At 69.0% G+C, this 18722-nt stretch carries 16 protein-coding genes; 5 read left to right on the plus strand and 11 right to left on the minus strand.

What is annotated here, in order from left to right; translation table 11 throughout:
* Positions 1–3: 3 nt before the first annotated feature.
* The 6 genes from ligD to AC5W7N_RS25775 all read right to left on the minus strand — a co-directional run bounded on the left by ligD (position 4) and on the right by AC5W7N_RS25775 (position 4851).
* On the minus strand, positions 4–1005 hold the full coding sequence (ligD, locus tag AC5W7N_RS25750) for a non-homologous end-joining DNA ligase (protein WP_163814879.1): 1002 nt from the start codon (positions 1003–1005) through the stop codon (positions 4–6).
* Positions 1002–2087 carry an ATP-dependent DNA ligase gene (locus AC5W7N_RS25755; protein ID WP_280211481.1) on the minus strand — a complete coding sequence of 362 codons (1086 nt, stop codon included), beginning with the start codon at positions 2085–2087 and terminating at the stop codon, positions 1002–1004. The genes ligD and AC5W7N_RS25755 overlap by 4 nt, the downstream gene beginning before the upstream one ends.
* Before the next feature lie 170 nt (positions 2088–2257).
* Positions 2258–2656 (minus strand): cold shock domain-containing protein, encoded by a 399-nt coding sequence (locus AC5W7N_RS25760; protein WP_163814880.1) that lies wholly within the window; start codon positions 2654–2656, stop codon positions 2258–2260.
* 34 nt (positions 2657–2690) lie between these two features.
* On the minus strand, positions 2691–3791 hold the full coding sequence (locus tag AC5W7N_RS25765; protein WP_495922361.1) for an SPFH domain-containing protein: 1101 nt from the start codon (positions 3789–3791) through the stop codon (positions 2691–2693).
* 27 nt (positions 3792–3818) lie between these two features.
* Positions 3819–4007 (minus strand): NfeD C-terminal domain-containing protein, encoded by a 189-nt coding sequence (locus AC5W7N_RS25770; protein WP_163814882.1) that lies wholly within the window; start codon positions 4005–4007, stop codon positions 3819–3821.
* 199 nt (positions 4008–4206) lie between these two features.
* The gene (locus AC5W7N_RS25775; protein WP_163814883.1) at positions 4207–4851 is read right to left on the minus strand and encodes a TetR/AcrR family transcriptional regulator; all 645 of its coding nucleotides are present in this window, start codon (positions 4849–4851) and stop codon (positions 4207–4209) included.
* 209 nt (positions 4852–5060) lie between these two features.
* Here AC5W7N_RS25775 and AC5W7N_RS25780 point away from each other — a divergent pair, with 209 nt between their 5' ends.
* The 4 genes from AC5W7N_RS25780 (at position 5061) to AC5W7N_RS25795 (ending at position 11519) form a co-directional block, all read left to right on the plus strand.
* Positions 5061–6479 (plus strand): condensation domain-containing protein, encoded by a 1419-nt coding sequence (locus AC5W7N_RS25780; protein ID WP_495924205.1) that lies wholly within the window; start codon positions 5061–5063, stop codon positions 6477–6479.
* A gap of 202 nt (positions 6480–6681) precedes the next feature.
* Positions 6682–8874, plus strand: a complete 2193-nt coding sequence (locus AC5W7N_RS25785; protein WP_495922362.1) for an MMPL family transporter — start codon at positions 6682–6684, stop codon at positions 8872–8874.
* A gap of 309 nt (positions 8875–9183) precedes the next feature.
* Positions 9184–10563, plus strand: a complete 1380-nt coding sequence (locus tag AC5W7N_RS25790; RefSeq protein WP_228807041.1) for a bifunctional phosphatase PAP2/diacylglycerol kinase family protein — start codon at positions 9184–9186, stop codon at positions 10561–10563.
* Between the two features lie 149 nt (positions 10564–10712).
* Positions 10713–11519, plus strand: a complete 807-nt coding sequence (locus AC5W7N_RS25795; RefSeq protein ID WP_195007152.1) for a phosphatase PAP2 family protein — start codon at positions 10713–10715, stop codon at positions 11517–11519.
* Positions 11520–11530: 11 nt separating this feature from the next.
* Here the strand turns inward: AC5W7N_RS25795 and AC5W7N_RS25800 are convergent, their stop codons facing one another.
* On the minus strand, positions 11531–12418 hold the full coding sequence (locus tag AC5W7N_RS25800; RefSeq protein WP_194991205.1) for a MerR family transcriptional regulator: 888 nt from the start codon (positions 12416–12418) through the stop codon (positions 11531–11533).
* Between the two features lie 99 nt (positions 12419–12517).
* On the opposite strand from AC5W7N_RS25800, the gene AC5W7N_RS25805 reads away from it, so the two are divergent.
* Positions 12518–13138: a maleylpyruvate isomerase family mycothiol-dependent enzyme gene (locus AC5W7N_RS25805; protein ID WP_194991204.1), complete on the plus strand. Its 621-nt coding sequence runs from the start codon at positions 12518–12520 to the stop codon at positions 13136–13138.
* 87 nt (positions 13139–13225) lie between these two features.
* Here AC5W7N_RS25805 and AC5W7N_RS25810 read toward each other — a convergent pair whose 3' ends face one another.
* From AC5W7N_RS25810 to AC5W7N_RS25825, 4 genes are read right to left on the minus strand one after another with little or no spacing between them, the layout of a single operon-like run.
* Positions 13226–14545 (minus strand): pyridoxal-phosphate dependent enzyme, encoded by a 1320-nt coding sequence (locus AC5W7N_RS25810; protein WP_194991203.1) that lies wholly within the window; start codon positions 14543–14545, stop codon positions 13226–13228.
* Positions 14545–15987 carry an alanine racemase gene (locus AC5W7N_RS25815; RefSeq protein WP_194991202.1) on the minus strand — a complete coding sequence of 481 codons (1443 nt, stop codon included), beginning with the start codon at positions 15985–15987 and terminating at the stop codon, positions 14545–14547. The genes AC5W7N_RS25810 and AC5W7N_RS25815 overlap by 1 nt, the downstream gene beginning before the upstream one ends.
* Complete coding sequence (locus tag AC5W7N_RS25820; protein WP_495922364.1) at positions 15984–17294, minus strand: heavy-metal-associated domain-containing protein; 1311 nt, start codon at positions 17292–17294, stop codon at positions 15984–15986. The genes AC5W7N_RS25815 and AC5W7N_RS25820 overlap by 4 nt, the downstream gene beginning before the upstream one ends.
* Positions 17291–18583: an aminotransferase class V-fold PLP-dependent enzyme gene (locus tag AC5W7N_RS25825; protein ID WP_280499265.1), complete on the minus strand. Its 1293-nt coding sequence runs from the start codon at positions 18581–18583 to the stop codon at positions 17291–17293. Before AC5W7N_RS25825 ends, AC5W7N_RS25820 begins: the two co-directional genes overlap by 4 nt.
* Between the last annotated feature and the right edge of the window lie 139 nt (positions 18584–18722).

Raw genomic sequence — 18722 nt, forward strand, 5'->3', positions numbered from 1 at the left:
GCCTCAGTCGGCCTTCTTGGCGCGGCTGGGCTGGACGCGTGGTGGCTCGTTGGGCATCTTCGGATACTGCGGCGGCCACGGCGCGTCCATCAGACCCGAGGCCATATCCCGCTCCGACATCTCCAGCAGCGGTTCGATCGACTGCGGCGGCCGGTCGGCCCACGGGTCGCCGCGTTCGGCCAGCCGGGCCGGGACGGTGGCGATGGTCAGCTCCTCCGGCACCACCGTCGCCAGATCATCCCAGGAGATCGGCGTCGACACCTGGGCGCCGACTTTGGGCCGCACACACCACGCCCCGAAAACCGTTTTGTGCGGGGCGTTCTGGTTGTAGTCGACGAAGACGCGGCGGCCGCGCTCTTCCTTCCACCAGTGCGCGGTGATCTCCTCGGGATGGCGACGTTCCAGCTCACGGGCCAGCGCGACCGCCGCCGCACGCACCTGGTAGCCGTCCCAGCGCGGCTCCAGTGCCACATAGAGGTGCAGCCCGCGCGATCCGGAGGTCTTGACCCGAGCGTCGATACCGAGTTCGGCGCACAGTTCCCGGGTGCGCACGGCAGCCGCGCGCAGATCGTCGAAGCCGATACCGGGGGAGGGGTCGAGATCCACGCGCAATTCGTCGGCGATGCGGAGATCGTCGACGTGATTGGGCCACACGTGGAACCCGAGACAGCCCTGATTCACCGCCCACAGAATGTGGGCCAGATCGTGGGCGACGAGCGCGTCGCTGGTGGTGCCGTTGGGAGTGGACACCTCGACCGTGTGCAACCAGTCGGGCGCGGATTTCGGCACCCGCTTCTGGAACCAGGATTTGCCCGACGCACCGTCGGGATAGCGCTCCAGCAGCAGTGGCCGGTGGCCGATGACGCCGAGCAGTGGTTCGGCCACGGCCTGGTAGTAGTGCACCAGATCGAGTTTCGTCTCCCCGCGCTTGCTGAAATACACCTTGTCGGGGTTGGAGATGGTGAGATTGCGGCCGTCGACCTCGATCTCGACCGAGCTGCTCATCGCGCCACCTCGGAACCGAAGATGGCGGCCAGTTCGGCCGGGGCGACCTCGTCGAGCTGGCCGTAGGTGCACGATTCGGGCGTGCGGTCGGTGCGGAACCGCACCAGCCTGCCGCCGTGGCGGAACCGCCCCGACTGCACATGCTCGTAGCGAACCTCGGCGACGAGCTCGGGCCGCAGCGCCTCCCAGGACAGATCCTTGCCCGCACTCCAGCGGCTCATCCCGCCCGGCATCTTGCCTTCGGCCGATGCCTGGGCAGCCGCGTCGGCCCAGTTACGCCACGGATGGTTGTCCAGTGCGCCCTCGCGCCACGGCGCGAGCTCGTCGATCAACTGCTTGCGTTTGGCCGCGGTGAAGCTGCTCGCTACCCCGACATGATGCAGGTTGCCCTCGTCGTCGTAGAGCCCGAGCAGCAGCGAACCGACCCCCTCGCCGTCTTTGTGCCAGCGGAATCCGGCGACCACGCAATCGGCGGTGCGTTCGTGTTTAACCTTGAGCATCACCCGTTTGTCCTGCTGATACCGCTGATCGTCGGCCTTGACCATCACTCCGTCGAAGCCGGCGCCCTCGAAGCGGGTGAACCAGTCCTCGGCGATATCGGGATCGGAGGTGATCGGCGTCAGGTGCACCCGGGCGAGTTCGGTATCGAGGATGGTCTCGAGCAGGCGCCTGCGTTCCCGGAACGGCTCGCCGGTCAAGTCGTCGTCGCCGAGCGCGAGCAGATCGAAGGCGACGAAACTCGCCGGGGTTTCCGCGGCGAGTTTGGCCACCCGCGAGGCGGCTGGGTGCAGCCGCAGCTGCAGGGTGTCGAAATCGAGGCCGGCCTCGGTGACGATGACGATCTCGCCGTCGACCACGCAGCGCGGCGGCAACGCATCCTTCAACAGCTCGGCGACCTCGGGGAAATACCTGGTCAGCGGGCGATCGTTGCGGGAGCCGAGTTCGATCTCGGCGCCGTCGCGGAACACGATGCACCGGAATCCATCCCATTTGGGTTCATAACTCAGCCCGGGTTCCCGCGGTACCGCTGGGGCGGATTTGGCGAGCATCGGCCGCACGGGTGGCATCACCGGTAGGTCCACGCGATCCTCCTCGGAGTCGGTCCTCACCGATGTCGACGTCGCGACCGACGATGATTCATCGGTGGGGCCGATGGATTCATCGGTGTGGCGATCGTATGTGGCGGCACCGACAGCGTGCGGGATCCCGGGCAGAACGGCGGGCGTGCCGGACCGGGCGCGAGTGGCCGGGGTCAGTCGTCGAGCCAGCCGTGTTCGGCGGCGAAGGCGGTGAGTCGTTCGCGGATGGTGATGATCTCACCGGCGGTGAGGGCCGGGCTCGCATCCAGGAGCAGTTCGGTGACCAGCCGGGTGTGCTCGGCGGGGCTCAACACCACCACCCCCGCCCGGTCTTTGATGCGGACGCGAGGAGCGGGGCCGAGCGCGCCGCCGGCGGCGGCGAGATTGATCGCCTTCGGCCCGCGGTCGCCCTCGGTGATCTCGAACTCGAACACTCGGCCCTGGCGCAGTTCGTCCTCGTCGAGACCGATGTCGTTGACGTGCACGAAAACATCCGGGCCACCGTCTTCGGGGCGAATGAAACCGAATCCGCGCGAGCTGTCGAACGACACCAATTTCCCGATGGCCACCACACCCGCTCCTCGTCGCCGACGCTACCGGGCCACTTTAGCCCGCATTTTCTCCATCGTTGGAGGAAAGCGCCTTTTGCAGCGATGAGAACACCGTCAGACCCTGACCGACCATCCCGTTGACCAATTCGCTGACCCCATCGGGTCCGTTGAGCACGGTGAGGTTGGCGTTGGACAGACCGTGCGATGCCTGGCGCACGATCTCGGGCAATTGCTCGATGAGCAACTGGTCCAGCGCGATCCGGTTGTTGGAGGCCGCGGCCTCGGCCTGGATCCTGGTCCGGTCCGCCTCGGCCTCGGCGAGAATGCGCACCCGCTCGGCCTCGGCAGCGGCGGGTTTCACCACCTCGGCCTGCAACTGCTGTTCACGCAGTTCGGCTTCCTTGCGTGCCTGTTCGGCCTTGGCGATGAGCACCTCTTGCTGGGCCAGTGCCTGCGCCAGCGGGCCGGCCGCGGCCGCCTCGGCTTCGGCCTTGTCGATATCGCGCTGGTACTGGGCCTTCAGGATCGAGGTCTCGCGCTGGTATTCGGCCTGCCGGCGCAGCGATTCCTGTTCGGCTTCGGCCGCCCGCTGCGCGGCCTGCGAGCGCGCGATCTGCGCGTCGCGCTGCACGGCGGCATTGTGCGGTGCGGCGAGGGCGTTGATGTAGCCGAGGTCGCCGTCGTCGATGGACATGATCTGGAACGAGTCGACCCACAGGCCGATATTGCCCATCTCGACCTTCGACGCCACCAGCACCTCGTCGGCCAGCTTCTGCCGTTCCCGGATGATTTCCTCCACCGTCATCGAACCGACGATGGAACGCAGATGGCCGGAGAAGATCCGCCCGGTCAGCATCGACATCTCGCGTTCCTGTTCGGACAGGAACCGTTGCGCGGCATTGACGATCGAGGCGGTGTCGTTGGCGACCTTGAACGCGACGACCGCGCGCACATCGAGCTGGATCGCCTGTTTGGTCTCGCAACGCTCCTTGATCTCGGCCTCGAACATGGCCAGCGACAGGTACCGCACCTTACGGAAGAACGGCGCCACCCAGGCGCCGCGTCCGATGATCACCTTGAACGGCGCGTTGTCCTTGCTCTTGGCGCCGCTGACCAGCATTGCCTCGTCCGGATCCGGAACGTGGTAGCCCAGCACTGTGTCTCCCTTGCTGTTTCGAACACCTCATTGCGGCGGATCCGGGAGCGGGATCCACGGCACCACCTCGGCGATGCGGCCGGAGTCGACAGCGATGATCAGCACGGTCGCCCCGGCCGCGATCGGCTCGGTGGCGCGCGCGATGTAGAGCTCGGTTCCCCCTCGGACGGCGACCAGGACCTCACCCAGCATCCCGGCCCCCCGGATCGGCGACATCAGCGTACCCGTACAACCCACTACCGCATCGGTCAACGTTCGAACCTCCTGCGGTGAGCCTACTTTTCGCGGGGCCGGCCGAGCCGGCCGTCATGGATGATGACAGCGGCCCCGAGAAGTCCGATGCCGGAAACGATCTGGGCGGCCGACGCCAACGCCGGGCGGGGCCACTCGATGGTGAGCGGTGCCGCGGCCGCGATCAGTGCCGGTACAGCCCGCGGTAGGCGGTGATCATCGCGACGAGATGATCGACGATCTCATCGCGATCGGCCCGCAGGGATCCGTTGAGCCAGGCCGAGAACATGCCGGCATTGCCGCTGGCCATGGTGACCGCCGCCAGACGCCGCCGCACCGGGTCGTCGATATGGGAGAACAGGTGGTCCTGGATGAGCCGGGTGAACGCGGGCATCACCGCGATGGTGGTCTGCCCGAGGCCGGTACTGGAATACGGCTCCACCAGGAACAGGCGTGACTTGCGCGGATCCTCCAGCACCTTGTCGACCAGGACTTCCGACAGGGCGCGGTCCCTCGACGGATCGTCGGCCACGGCGAAGGCCGTCATCGGTTCCAGGAATTCCTCGGCGACCTGCCGGTAGAGCACGTCGAGCAGTTCGTCGCGGCTGGCGAAGCTCTCGTAGAAGTAGCGGTCGGTGAGAGTGGCCCGGCGGCACACCGCCCGCATGGTGACTCCGGCTGCTCCGGATTCGCCGATCAGATCCAGCGCCGCCTCCAGTAGCGCTGCCCGCCGCACCTGCTTGCGCTCGGTGAGGGTGGTTCCGCCCCAGATCCGGGGTCCGGCGAGTGGATCCGCGTGCGGGTGGTCTGATTCCTGGCCTGTCTGCACCGTTCCACCCTAGTGCCGGCCTTCGCGCCGCTCGGCCACCCCGCCGGATCTCCGACTCGGCGCCTTCACGCATCGGTAACTGTCGGTTAACTCGACCCGGTTACCTTTCCCGCGAGATCGAGCGTGTTGGTGAGGTGCAGGTGGTGGACTCCGCTACGAGGGCCGGGTCGAGGAGTTCGGGTGACCGGCTCGGTACGGGTCCGATACCGGTGTTGCGATCCGGGCACGCGCTGCCGGCGGCGGCGCGCCCGCCGGTGTTGATGCGCCGTCCCCGTCCGGCGCATCTGCCGCTGGCACCGGCGCAGGAGCGGATGTGGCATGCGGCGCGGGCGGGCCGCTCGGCGGACTGGAACGTGGCGCGCGCGGTCCGCATCCGCGGTGCCTCGATCGACGTCGACGCGCTGGTCGTCGCGCTCACCGATGTGGTTGCCAGGCATGAGCCGTTGCGTACCCGCTACCCGGCCACCGAACACGGGCCCGAGCAGGTGGTGGTCCCGATCGCCGAGGCCGATCTGGACATCCGGGTATGCCCGGTATCGGAGGCCGATCTGCCCGCCCGGCTCGCCGAATTCGCCGGCCGCGAGTTCGACCTGGCCGCGCAGCTGCCGCTGCGGGCGCGGGTGTACGTGCTGAGCGAGGACGACGTGGTGCTGCTGCTGGTGGCCCATCACATCAGCATCGACGGCCGCTCGGTGGCCCCACTGATGCGCGACCTGGGCGCCGCCTATACCGCCCGCGCGTGCGGCCGGGCGCCGGTTCTGCCGCCGCTTCCGGTCGAGTACGCCGATTACACGGTGTGGAAGCACGCCAAGCTCGGTGAGTACGCCGACGAGTGGAGCCGCGCCACCCAGCAGCTGCGCTACTGGGCCAACACCCTCGCCGGACGGCCCGCGATGCTGCGGTTCCCCTACGATCGGCCCCGTGCCGCGGTGCCGTCCGCCGACGGCGCGACCATCGCGGTGGCTTTCGCGCCATCGGTGCACGCCGCCCTGCTCGCACGCGCCCAGCGGGGGCGGGCCAGCCTGTTCATGGTCGTGCAGGCGGCGTTCGCGGTGTGTGTCGGCTGGTTCGGCCGCAGCGACGACGTCACCGTGGCGACCGCGGTGAGCGGACGCGACCACCGGCTGCTCGACGATCTGGTCGGCAACTTCGCCGACGACGTGTTGCTGCGAATCCGCCTCGACCGTGCCGCGGATATGGACGAGCTCATCGAGCAGGTCCGCAGGGTGGCGCTGGCCGCGTTCGCGCATCCGGACACACCGAACCCGCGACTGAAGCGCTGCCTGCTCGAGGACGCGCGGACCCCGCTGTTCCAGGCCACCCTGATCCTCGAACGCGCGGCCGCGGCGCCACCGTCGGCCGGCGCGCGGACGCCCACCGTCACCGAGGTGCCGGTCGGGGCCCCGCGGGCCAAACATGATCTGGAGTTCGGGCTGGTCGAACGCTACGACGACGCCGGAGCCCCGGCCGGCGTCGACGGCGTGTTCCTCTATCCCACCGCGCTGTTCGATCCACCGACCGCGGAATCGTTCGTTGCCCGCTTCGAGTCCGTGGTACACGCTCTGGCGGCCGGCTACCGCGGGCCCATCCGAGCCGTCGTCGATCATTCATCGACCGCAGTGGCGTAACCGCACGGAACCTGTTGGCCATTAGGAGAATTCACAACCGTAACGTCCAGTCGCTTCCGGCCGGTACGTTGGATGACGTCCAACAGTGCTGGTATGAGCGGAAAGGACCCGGCCCCTTGGCAATCGGCGTGCTGGTCCGATCGGATCGACGAGATCGTCGCGGGCGCGCCGGAGTGTGCGCCGCCGTACCCGGGATCGGGTGATGTTCACTCGCTGGGGGCAGCTGGTGTACCGGTGGCGGTTCGCCGTCATCGTGGTGGTGGGCGCGGCGATGCTCGGCCTCGGCGCGATCGGCACCGGCCTCGATGATCACCTGACCTCGGGTGGTTTGGACGATCCCACCTCGGAATCCGCCGTAGCCGCACGCTTGTCCGACCGGGCCTTCGGCCGCAACCATGACGTCGACGTGGTGGTCCTCTACACCGCGCCCGACGGCGGCACCGTCGACGACCCGCAATTCCGCGATCGCGTCGTGGACAACCTCAACCGCCTGCCCCGCGAGCACCCCGACGAGATCCTCGGCATCAATGCCGCCTATTGGCCGACCGAGACCGGCAAACTGAGCGGGCCGCAGGCGGCGACCGACGATCGCACCCACGCCGTCGCCGCGATCGCCATTCGCGGCGAGACCGACACCGAGATGGTGCAGAACTATCGCAAGGTCAAGGACGCCTTCGCGATTCCGGGGATCGAGGTACAGGTCGGCGGCCTGCAAGCGGTCGCGGGAACCTTGAACGACACCGTCGCCCACGACACCAGGCGCTTGGAGATGCTGGCCATCCCGGCGGTCGCGGTGCTGCTGTTCTTCATCTTCGGCGGCGTGGTGGCGGCGGCGCTGCCGTTGATCGTCGGCGGGCTCACCGTGTTCGGCGCCTACGGCATTCTGCGGTTGCTCACCATGGCCACCGACGTGAATACCTTCGTCTCCCCGGTGGTCTCGATGATCGGGATCGGGCTGGCGATCGACTACGGCCTGTTCGTGGTGAGCCGGTTCCGCGAAGAACTGGCCGCGGGCCATGACACGCCGACCGCGGTGCGCCGCTCGGTGCTGACGGCCGGGCGCACGGTGGTGTTCTCGGCGACGATGATCATCGCCAGCCTCGGCGGCATGCTGCTGTTCCCGCAGGGTTTCCTGAAATCGATGGCCTACGGCGCCATCGCGACCGTCTCACTGGCGGCGCTGGCCTCGATCACCCTGCTGCCCGCGATGCTCGCGGTGCTCGGGCCCCGGGTGGATCTGCTCGGCTTCGAGCGGTTCCGTCGCACCAGGTCCGCCGACGAGATCGAGCACGGATTCTGGGCGCGCAGCACCGCCTGGGTGATGCGGCATCCGCGGAAGATCAGCATCGCCCTGTGCCTGGGGCTGCTGCTGTTGATCCTGCCCATGCGCAACCTCGTCTTCGGCGGTTTCAGCGAACGCTATCTGCCGCCGGACGATCCGACCCGAGTCGCCCAGGAGCGGATCGACGCGCTGTTCCCGGTCCGGAAATCGGATCCGCTGGAATTGATCTTCGTCTCCGACAACAGCACCGCGGTGGGTGATCTGTGGGATGCGGCGAATACCGCCCCCGGCCTGGCGGGCGATTTCGAGATTCCGTCGCGCTCGACGGTGCAGGGCGACGTGTACCGCACCAAGGCCACCCTCGTCGACTCGGCCGAAGCGGGCGAGACCATCGAGTACCTGCGCGATCTGGAACGGCCCCACGGGGTGACCATGCTGGTCGGCGGGGTCCCCGCGATTCAGAAAGACAGCATCGACGCGTTGCTGGTGCGTATCCCGTTCATGATCGCGCTGGTGCTGCTGGTGACCACGATGCTGATGTTCTTGACCTTCGGTTCGCTCGTGCTGCCGATCAAGGCGGCGTTGATGAGCGCGCTCGGGCTCGGCTCCACGCTCGGCATCCTGACCTGGATCTTCCTCGACGGGCACGGCGCCGACCTGCTGAACTTCACCCCGCAACCCATCCAGGCCAACATCCTGGTGCTCATCATCGCCATCATCTACGGGCTGTCCACCGATTACGAGGTCTTCCTGCTCTCGCGCATGGTGGAGGCCCGCGCCAAGGGCGCCTCCACCGAGGAGGCGGTGCGCACCGGCACCGCGCACACCGGGCGCATCATCACCGCCGCCGCGCTGATCCTGCTTGTGGTGACCGGCGCCTTCGCCTTCTCCGATCTGGTGATGATGCAGTACATCGCCTTCGGCATGATCGCCGCGCTGATCGTCGACGCCACCGTGTTACGCATGATGCTGGTTCCGGCCACGATGACCCTGCTCGGCGACAGATGCTGGTGGGCGCCGGAATGGATGACACGGCTGCAGCGGCGCATCGGATTGGGCGAGCCCGTGCTCGCCGATGAACCACCGCAACCGACACCCATCGGCAAGGGGTGAGCGCCCGTCGGCGTCGCCGGGCTCTGGGCGAGATCGGCCGCCGCGGGTCCACGATGGCGTGAGCCGGCCATGCACAGCGCCGAATACAGTGGCGCGCAGCGGAACTCGACGTCTGCACCGCCGGTTGTCCAGCCCGGATTCGGGCGTGGCGCGTGCCGGGTCGCTAGACTCCGACAGTGCCGTGGCCGATGCCCGGTGGCCCGGCGAGAAGCGAGGTAAGTAGTGAGTGCGGTGGATCGGTGGCTGATAGCGCGTAGTGCCGACTTACGACCCACACCGGCGGACCGGGTGCTGCGCAAACTGAGCCGGATGGCCGACCGCAACCTGCTGTGGGTGGCCATCGCCGCGGTCATGTACCTGGTGGGGGACCGGGCGCAACGCCGGGCCGCGGTACGCGGAGTGCTGTCGGTCGGGCTGGCCAGCGGTATCGCCAACGGTATCGCCAAGCCGATGTTTCCGCGCCGCAGGCCACCGGACGCCTCCGTGCCGTTCGTGCGCAGGCCGGTCAAACCGCCCTACTCGTCGTCGTTCCCGTCCGGGCATTCGGCGTCGGCGGCCGCGTTCGTCACCGGCGTCGCGCTCGAAGACCGCCGCGCCGCCGTCGCGGTGGCACCGGTCGCGGTCGCGGTCGGCTACTCCCGCGTGCACATCGGGGTGCACTGGCCCTCCGATGTGGTCGCGGGCGCGATGCTCGGCTCGGCGCTGGCACTGGCCACCCGGCGCTGGTGGGCGGTGCACGCCGGTGAACCGGCCACCATGGGGCCCACCGAATCCACCACACCGTTGCCCGACGGCAAAGGGCTGCTGCTGGTGGTCAACCGGTCCTCCGGGCTGGGCAACGGCGACCAGCTCGACCCCCTCCGCGACAGGCTTCCCGCGGCGCAGATCCTCGAACTGGATCCGCGCGCCGATCTCGGCGCACAGATCGCCGAGCAGGTCCGCGCGGGAGGAGTGGTCGCACTCGGTGCACTCGGCGGCGACGGCACCGTCTCCGGTGTGGCCGAAGCCGCGCTCCGCCACGACCTGCCACTCGCGGTCTTCGCCGGCGGAACCCTCAACCATTTCGCGCGCGACCTCGGCGTCGACGACCCGGCCGCGACGGTGGCAGCGCTGGAATCGGGCGAGGTGATGCGCACCGATATCGCCCGCGTGCGCTTCGGTGGCGACGGTGAACGCACCTTCATCAACACCGCCAGCCTCGGCGGCTACCCGGATTTCGTGCGTCTGCGCGAGAAGCTGCAATCGCGACTCGGGAAATGGCCGGCCGCGGCGGTCGCGATGCTGCGGGTGCTGTCGCGGGCGCAGCCGTTGCACGCGATCATCGACGGGGAACGGGTCGAGATCTGGATGCTGTTCGTCGGCAACGGCACCTATCTGCCCGGCCACCAGATCCCGACTTCGCGCCCGCGCCTGCACGGCGGCACCCTCGACGTCCGCTACCTGCGCGCGGATCTGCCGCTGTCACGAACCCGGCTGATCTGGTCGACCATCACCGGCAGCCTGGAGCATTCGCACACCTACGTGCACCGTCGGGTGGCGCAGATGCGAGTGCAGGTGGTCGGCTCGGATGTCTCCCTCGCCACCGACGGCGAGGTCAACCATCGGGTCAGCGACCTCACCATCAGCAGCGAGCCCGGCGGGCTCGGCGTCTTCCGGTCCGCCGCCGTCGAGAGCACCACGCCACGCTGACTCCCGACGAGGCACGACCGCCTCCGGCGTCGGTGTCGGCTCCCCGGTGGGCTGCCGCACGGCGACAGTCACCGGTGTCGTCAGCCGGTCGGCGGCACGCCGAGGGTGGGCTTTCGCGGGCCGGCGCGGGCAACGCCTAGGCTGATTCGATGGTGTGGTTGGCGATCGTGCTCGCGGTGTCGGCGGTGAGCCTGACCTGGTTCGTCCTGCACGGCGGCGCCGAGGCGGCGGTGGATGTGCCGATCATGGACTGGGTGGTCGCGCACCGGGTCGACGCGCTGACCCCGGTCGTGAAGGTGATCACCCACTCCGGCGGCACCATCGCGATGTGGTCGGCGGCGATACTCGCGTGCGCGGTGCTGGCCACCCGCCGCCAGTGGCCCGAACTGACGCTGGTCGCGGTGACCGGAGCAGGTTCGGCGCTGCTGATTCCGCTGCTCAAATCCGTGATCGATCGCGAACGCCCGCCGATGGCGGACCGGCTGGTCGTGGTCACCAGCCACTCCTATCCGTCCGGGCACAGCCTCGGGTCGGCGGTCGTGGTCGGCGTCATCGCCGCCGTGGTCATCGCCGGCCTGCGCCGGCCCGGCCCCAAACGTGCCGTGGCCGTCGCCGCCGCGACGTTCGTCGCGCTGGTCGGCCTGTCCCGCGTCTACCTCGGCGTGCACTGGCCCACCGACGTCCTGGCCGGCTGGAGCATCGGCCTGCTCTGGTTGACCATCATGCTCACCGGCTACGCCCGCTACCGCCGCACCCTGCCGCCGGTCCAGGAGGATCTACCGGTCTCAGCGGCGGCTGCCGGCCGCGAACGCAGCACCGGCACACAGCGGGGCGCTCCCGTCCGGCGAGCTGCCGAGACCGGCCGCCGCGCCCACGACCATCGAAACGTCCGATCCGACAGCGGTGCCGACACCGAGCCGGACAGCGCAGGCACGCAGCGAAGCCTTCCCCGCTAGCCCGATCTCGCTCAGGCGACGGATGCGCTGAGCGCGCTGTGCAGCCAGCGTTGCGCGGTGCCGGTGGTGTGCTCGGTCCCGAGTATCGCGCCGGTCAGCGTCCAATACCGGCTGGTCGCCGGGTGAGTATCGGGGATGCCGAAGGCCAACTCGCGGCGGAAGGCCGTGGTGTCGGCGCGGCCGCGCACCTCGGCGTGCACAGCGACGAAACGGTCGAGTTCGGGGCCCGCGCACGGTGGGTGGCCGTCCAGTACTCGCTGCGCTACCGCGGCGTAGGCGTCGGCGACCCCGAGCAGCAGGGCCCGCCTGTCCTGGATCCGTTCGGTGTCGGTGCGCCAGAGCTGGCGTGCGATGACCCGATCCAGCTCCGGTGTGCCGACCAACCGCACGAGTTCGGCGAAGGCGATTACGTGATCCGGCGTCGGATGCGCCGGTACCCGCGGCACGTCCATCTCGACGAAGTCATCGAACAACTCGGTCGGCATGGCCGCGAGTACCCGTCGCCAGAACGAGATGATGGCGCTCCGGGCGGCGGCTCGATCCGGTACCTGCGCGAGCAGTTCGAGGCGGGCGGCACGTTCGCCGGGTGCGGCTCGTTCGATGGCGAGCAGCGAGGCGTGCCGCCACGACAGCGCGTCGAGTCGGCCGCTCACCTCGTGGCGGGCATCGGCGATCGCGTCCTCGATCGTCATGTCACCCGAGAGGATTCCGGCGATCTCGGCCAACCCGAGCCCGAGCGCGCGCATCCGACGCATCGATAGCACCTGGTCGACGACGGCGGGTTCGAACACCCGGTGTCCGCCCGCGGTGCGGCGCGGTGCGAGAAGTCCTTCGTCGCAATAGAACCGGAGGGTGCGCACCGCGACACCGGTGCGGCGGGACAGCTCACCAATGCTCACCAGATCACGAGGATGTGTGTCGTGCGTCACTTTAGCTGGAACCTCCACCCGGCTGGAGTTCCTACGGTACCGGTAGTCGAGCAACCAGGAGGAACACAGATGACGCAGGTATCGACCCCATCCGAGGAGCAGATCTGGCGGGCGGTCGCCGCCGAGCGCGAACGTTTGGCCGATCTGCTCGCGAGCTTGCCCGGCCATGCCTGGGATCAGGACTCGCTGTGCGCGGGCTGGCGGGTCCGTGAGGTCGTCGCGCACGTCGTGATCAGCTCTGAGGCATCCCTCGGCCGACTGCTATGGGAGCTGGTGCGGGCGCACGGCAGTCTCGACCGGCTCAACCGCGACACCGCGATTCGGCTCGCCACGCAGCTCGACAGCGCCGGCTTGCTGCGGCGGCTGCGCGCATCCGCCGACCGCCGTATCACCCCGATCGGCACCACACCCACCGATCGGCTGATGGATCTGCTGGTCCATGGCCAGGACATCGCCGTCCCGCTGGGCCTGCGGTACGAGATACCGGAGGAACCGGCTCGCTGGTCGCTGCAACGGATCTGGACGATGGGCTGGCCCTTCCATGCGGCGCGCAACTTCGCGGGCTATCGGCTGCGCGCCACCGACGCCGACTGGTCGGCGGGTGACGGTGTCCTGATTGCCGCACCCGCCTCGAGGCTGTTGCTGCTGCTGACCGGGCGGATCGCGCCGACGAGCCTGATCGCCGACTGAATCGCGCGGCCTGTCCGGTAGGTTCGGCGGCACCCGAGCAGCACGCTCGCCCGCGGAGCCCGCGCGCCGACCGGCCCGCGCCCACCCTCAGCTGCCGCGTTCCAGCGGCAGCCCCGCATCCCGCCAGGCGATCAGGCCGCCGTCGAGGCTGTAGGCCCGATGTCCGGTGCGCTGGATGGTGGCGGCGAAGTGACGGGACAGGTCGCCGGTGGGGCAGATGAACACCACGGGGCGGGTCACGGAGAAGGGGGTGGCGTGGGTGAGCAGATCGGCCAGGTGATCGTCGGGGATATTGAGCGAACCGGGAACGTGGCCGATCCGGTAGGCCATGGCGCCTCTGGTGTCCACCAGCACCGGGTGCTCGGTGCGGTTCAGCTCGGCGAGTTCGGTGGGCGTGAGGACCGGTACGGCGGCCAGCTCCTGCGGTGTCGGTGTGTAGCGCCGCTTCGTCCCGCCGAACAGGTCGGGCCTGCGCTTCTTGATATAGGACAGATACGGTTCGATCCGATCGCAGACGACGACCACCGCCACGATCGGTTCGGTGCCCGAACGCTCGACGGCAGCGAGGCTGTCCACCGCCGCCGCGTATGCCGCGCCGCTCGTCGGGCCCGCGAGCACGCCGTAGCCGTGTGCCAGCGTCAGCGTCGCCTCGATCGCGCGGGCCGAATCCACGGTGACGATGCGGTCGTAGAAATCGGGCTGGAACAGCCCCACATCCCACATCTCGTGTTCGGAACGAATCCCCGGGATGAAATCCGACCGCTCCGACACCACGGCGATAGTGCGCAGCTCCGGATGATGTTTGCGCAGGTAGGTGGCGGTGCCGCGGGTCGAACCGGTGGTGCCGAGCCCGCCGACGAGGTAGTCGACGCGGTCGATGCCCACGGCGGCGAGGTCCTCATGGATCTCGCGTCCGGTGCCGTCGTGGTGGGCCTGCACGTTCTTCTCGTTGGTGTACTGCGACGGATGATGGAATGCGCCCGGCCGCTCCGCCATCGTCGCTTCGATCACCGAGTAGACGTCGTTGGGTGTGGTCGGATCCGGGCATTCGGACAGACCGGGCAGTTCCACGATCTCGGTGCCGAGCAGGCGAAGTAGATCGCGCACCTCGTCGACCTTGATCCGGTTCGTCACCGCCCGTAGCCCGACACCGTGCACCGCGCCCAGCATCCGCAACGCCTTGGCGGTATTGCCGCTCGACGCTTCGATGAGCGTGCGCTGCTCGTCGGCGAGACCGGGGAGCTCGTCGCGAATCATGGCCCAGGCGACCCGGTCCTTGACCGAACCGAACGGGTTGTGCGACTCCAGTTTCGCGTACAGCTGCACGCCGTCGAGCCCGTGCACGGCGGGATCCAGGCGCAGCAGCGGAGTGTTGCCGATGAGTTCGGCGACGTGGTCGTAGAGCATCACCGCACCTCCGACAGTCCGGCCGTCGACTCGGCCCCGAACGCCGCGTCGGCATATACCCGGAACCCGCCGCTGTCACCGATGACGGCGACCTTGGCGGCGGGCGGGTGCATCGATGCCGTCGCCGCCGACAAATCCATGTGGTAGGCGGCGGTATTCGGGAAGACCACCCGATCTCCGGGGCGAGGCAGCCAGGGGAGGGCGACGACCCGGTTGGTGATCAGATCTCGCTCCAAACACAGCCGCCCGGCGAAGAACACCCGCACCGCGCCCGGATCCGGCGTTTCGCGCGCGTCACCGGGCAGCACCAGCGGATCGACCATGACCTCCTGATCGGCCGGGGTCACCGCGTCCCGGCTGATATCGAGATCCACCAGCACCGAACCGTCCGCGGCCTCCTTCACCACCTCGACCGTCGCCACCGTGATACCGGCGTGGTCGACGAGCGCCTTTCCAGGTTCCAGCCACAGTTCGAGCAGATTGTCGGCCGCCACCTGCGCGACGGTCCGGCCACCGTGCCGCTCCAAGGGCGCATCCAGCAACTCGGCGAGCATGTGCTCGGCGGCAACGGTATTGGCGTACTTGTGGAACACCGGCACCCCGCGCACCGTGCCGCCGTCCACCTGATAGCCGAAGGTGGTGTTGCCCCAGCTCATCGGCTCGCCCAGACCGGCGAGCGAGGCGCGCAGTGCGCGCACGTACTGGTCGAAATCCGTGGCGTCGGCGGTGAATACCTGGCGCAGACCGCCGCCGATATCGAGCACCGACGGGGTGAGGTCGTGCTCGTAGGCGCGTTCGATCAGCGCCAGGCAGGCATCGAACGCGCGTACCCGCTCGCCGACATCACCGGAATCGAGATGGAACGCGAAGCCACGCAGGTCGATCCGACCCCGATGGGCCGCCAGCGTCCGCAGGGCCGGATCCATCCGCGCCAGCGCGATGCCGAACCGGCTCACCCGCGCCGGATCGAACCCGGACACCCGCACCAGCACCGGAACCGGCGCGCGCCCTTCCGCCAGTTCGGCGATCGTCTCCAGCTCCCACTGGTTGTCCACGTTCACCGTGACGCCCGCCTCGATCAGCTGCCGGAGAAATCCGGCGCCCTTGGGTCCGGTGGCCTCGATTCGCTCCGGCCCGAACCCACCGCGTCGCGCGCTGGCCAGCTCTCCGGCCGAGGCCACGTCGATGCCGATGCCCGCTCCGGCCGCTGCTCGGACGAAGGCCCGCGCCTGGTTCACCTTGTGCGCGTAGCAGATTCGGTACGCGATGCCACGCTGGTCGAGCACGCCGCGGAGTCGGCCCAGGTTGTGCTCGAAGACCTGGGGAAACACGATGTTCAGCGGGGAGCCGTACTCGGCCAGCGCGGTCTCGAGGCTCGCGCGTTCGGCGAGGAACGCCCGCACGATCGGAGCGATCAGTCCGGGCAATGCGGGTGCGGTCATCGACCGGATTCCGCCGCCGCGGCCGGCACACCCGCACCGGACTCGGACTGTGCGGGCACCGCCGACGGGTTGTACCCGCCGTCGCGCAGCGCCTCGAACGCGCGCGCCCGATTGCGGGGACTGCGGAAATCCGCCACCACCCGCTTGCTGACCAGATCGATCTCCGACACCCGGATACCCATGGACTCCAGCACGCCTCCGATGGTCCGCACACAGTGCTTGCAGGTCATATCGGACACATAGAAGACCTGGTCTTCGGCGGCGAGCGGACCGTCACCGTCGAGCCCGTCCCTCTCATGCGGCAGCTCGCCGATGGTGAGATCGGAATGAATCCGGACGAAGGTGGCGACGAACTGCTCGGCCACCACCGGCAGAATGCTGTAGTGCTCGTCGCCGATCCGGTGCGGCATGGCGGCCAGACAGGCCGGTCGCGCACCCGAGGGCAGCAGCGCGTACTGGCGGGAGATGAGATCGAGGTCGTCGTGGTACTTCTCGATCGCCTCGGTCACGGTCAGACCCTCCGGCCCGGTGGCGCGCCGCATCACCGTGTGCGCGTCGGCGATCGTGGCGTCCTTCATCGCCCGCAGTACCGCGACCGTCTCGGCCGAATACCGCACCGTCGCATCCGGTTGCGCCCGCAACGTCACCGGGATCATGCCGCGCCGATACGTGGAGGCCTGGAGCTCCCAGTACCAGCGAGTCGCGACCGCGGCGAAAATGCCGGATCCGAGCAAGCCGTGGGCGAACTCGGCGCCGTCGCGGTAGGGGGTCTGCCGGGCCAGTAGCGCGTGCTGGGCCAGCGCTCGGCCGGTGGCCTCGATACCGACCCGGAAGATCTCGATCGGATCGTGATCGGTGGTCGTCGCCTCGAGCAGACCCTGCGCCGCGCCACCCAACCGCGAGATGCGTTCGGCCAGCTCATGATTGGCCGCGAGCCGATCCCAGAGCTCCAACACGGCCTCGCGGGCGGCGATCGGCATGATCGGGCCGAGGCCGTCATCGCGGTAGTGGCCGGTATTGGGGATGCCGTGGCTGTCGGTCCAGGTGATTCGATGGGTGGCGGTGGTGACCTGATCCGGGCGGCAGGGCCGCATGAACCGCTCCAGATACATCCGCTGCGAGACCGTGAGCTGGTGGCCGGGCTCGGGGGTCAGCGCTGTGCTGGTGTAGTCGATGTGCCGCGGCCGTGCCAGCGGTGCGGCGGCGAACAGGCCCGGCTGGGCGAGTTCGGCGAGGACCCGGGAGGCGCCCCTGCGGTCGTAGTGGAGCGGGGGGACGGCACCGGTCCCCGTCGGTGCTTCCGTCATAGGACCTCCTCGGCGATCTGGCGGACGCAGTCGGTGAAACGATCGATCTCCGTGCGGGTGTTGTAGATCTGGGTGCTGACCCGCACCGATTCCGCCTCGCCCGGCGCATACGCCGGATCGGCGGGCACACAGTGGGCGCCGGTGCGGACCATGAACCCGGCTTCGGCCAGCACGAAACCGAGGTCACTCGCCGAGATCGCGTCGAGGGTGAACGCGGCGATCCCGTAGCCGTTCGCGCAGGGGGCGTGCGCGGGGCCGGGCAGCAAGCGCACACCCGGCACCGTGCGCAGGCCGTCGACGAGCCGCAGGGTGAGATCGCGATTGTGCTCGGCGATCGCCTGCATCCCGAACGACTCGAGCACCTCGAGCGCGGCACCCAGCGCCAGCAGCGCTGCGATATCGGGGGTTCCACCCTCGAGCAGGCCCGGCATCCGCGCCGACGCCGAGCCGCCGGGCCCGGAGCCACCGCCCGGCAGGAACGTCGTCAACTGATCGTGGACCCGGCGGTGGCAGTACAGGACGCCGGCGCCGGGTGCGCCGAACATCTTGTGGGCGGCGAACACCGCGAAGTCGGCCCCGAGTTCGACGACGTCGACCGGCAGGTGCCCGCCGCTCTGGCTGCAGTCGAAACACAGCAGCACTCGCTCCGGAATCCGGTCGCGCACCTCCTCGAGCGTGCTGACCGCCCCGTAGACGTGATGCAGGTGGCTGGTGGTGATCAACCGTGTGCGCGGGCCGATCTTGGCGGCGATATCGGCGACGTCGGCCTCGCCGAGCTCGGTCGTCCGATAGGGCACCAGCTCGATTCGCCGGCCGAACCTGGCCATGATCTCGCGCAGGTGCTGCCAGGGCAGCACGTTGGCGGCGTGATCGCGCGGACTGAACAGGATCTGGTCGCCGTCGTCGAGGTTCGCCAGACCCCACGACAGCGCAACGGCATTGAGCGCGGCCGTGGCCCCGGCGGTGAACACCACCTCGTCGGCATGCGCCGCGCCGATGAAACCCGCCATCCGCTCGCGCACCTGCGCGATCCGGGCGGTGAGCGTGGTGGACCACCGATAACTACCGCGCCCGGCATTGGCGGTGTGCGCGCGGTGATAACCGGTGACCGCATCGATCACCGGCCATGGCTTCTGAGTGGTGGCCGCGCTGTCGAGATACACCTCGCCGGTATCGCCCAACGACGGGAACAACGCGCGAGCGGTGTCGATCGCCCGCCGGGCGGGCGCGGGCCGATGGGCATGCTCCGGGGCCGGAGCCGGGTTCGACGCTCGCGCAGGTGACCCCACCGTGCCGCTCCCTCCGCCGGACGCGCTGAATATCGCTCAACGATACGCACAAACCGGAAAAGCTTCGAACTTTTCTCGTAGCCAACAGCTTTCACCACCACCCGGGGGCCTCGAGCACCGAAATGTGTCGGTGGGTCGG

It is taken from the genome of Nocardia sp. CDC519 (assembly GCF_059509835.1).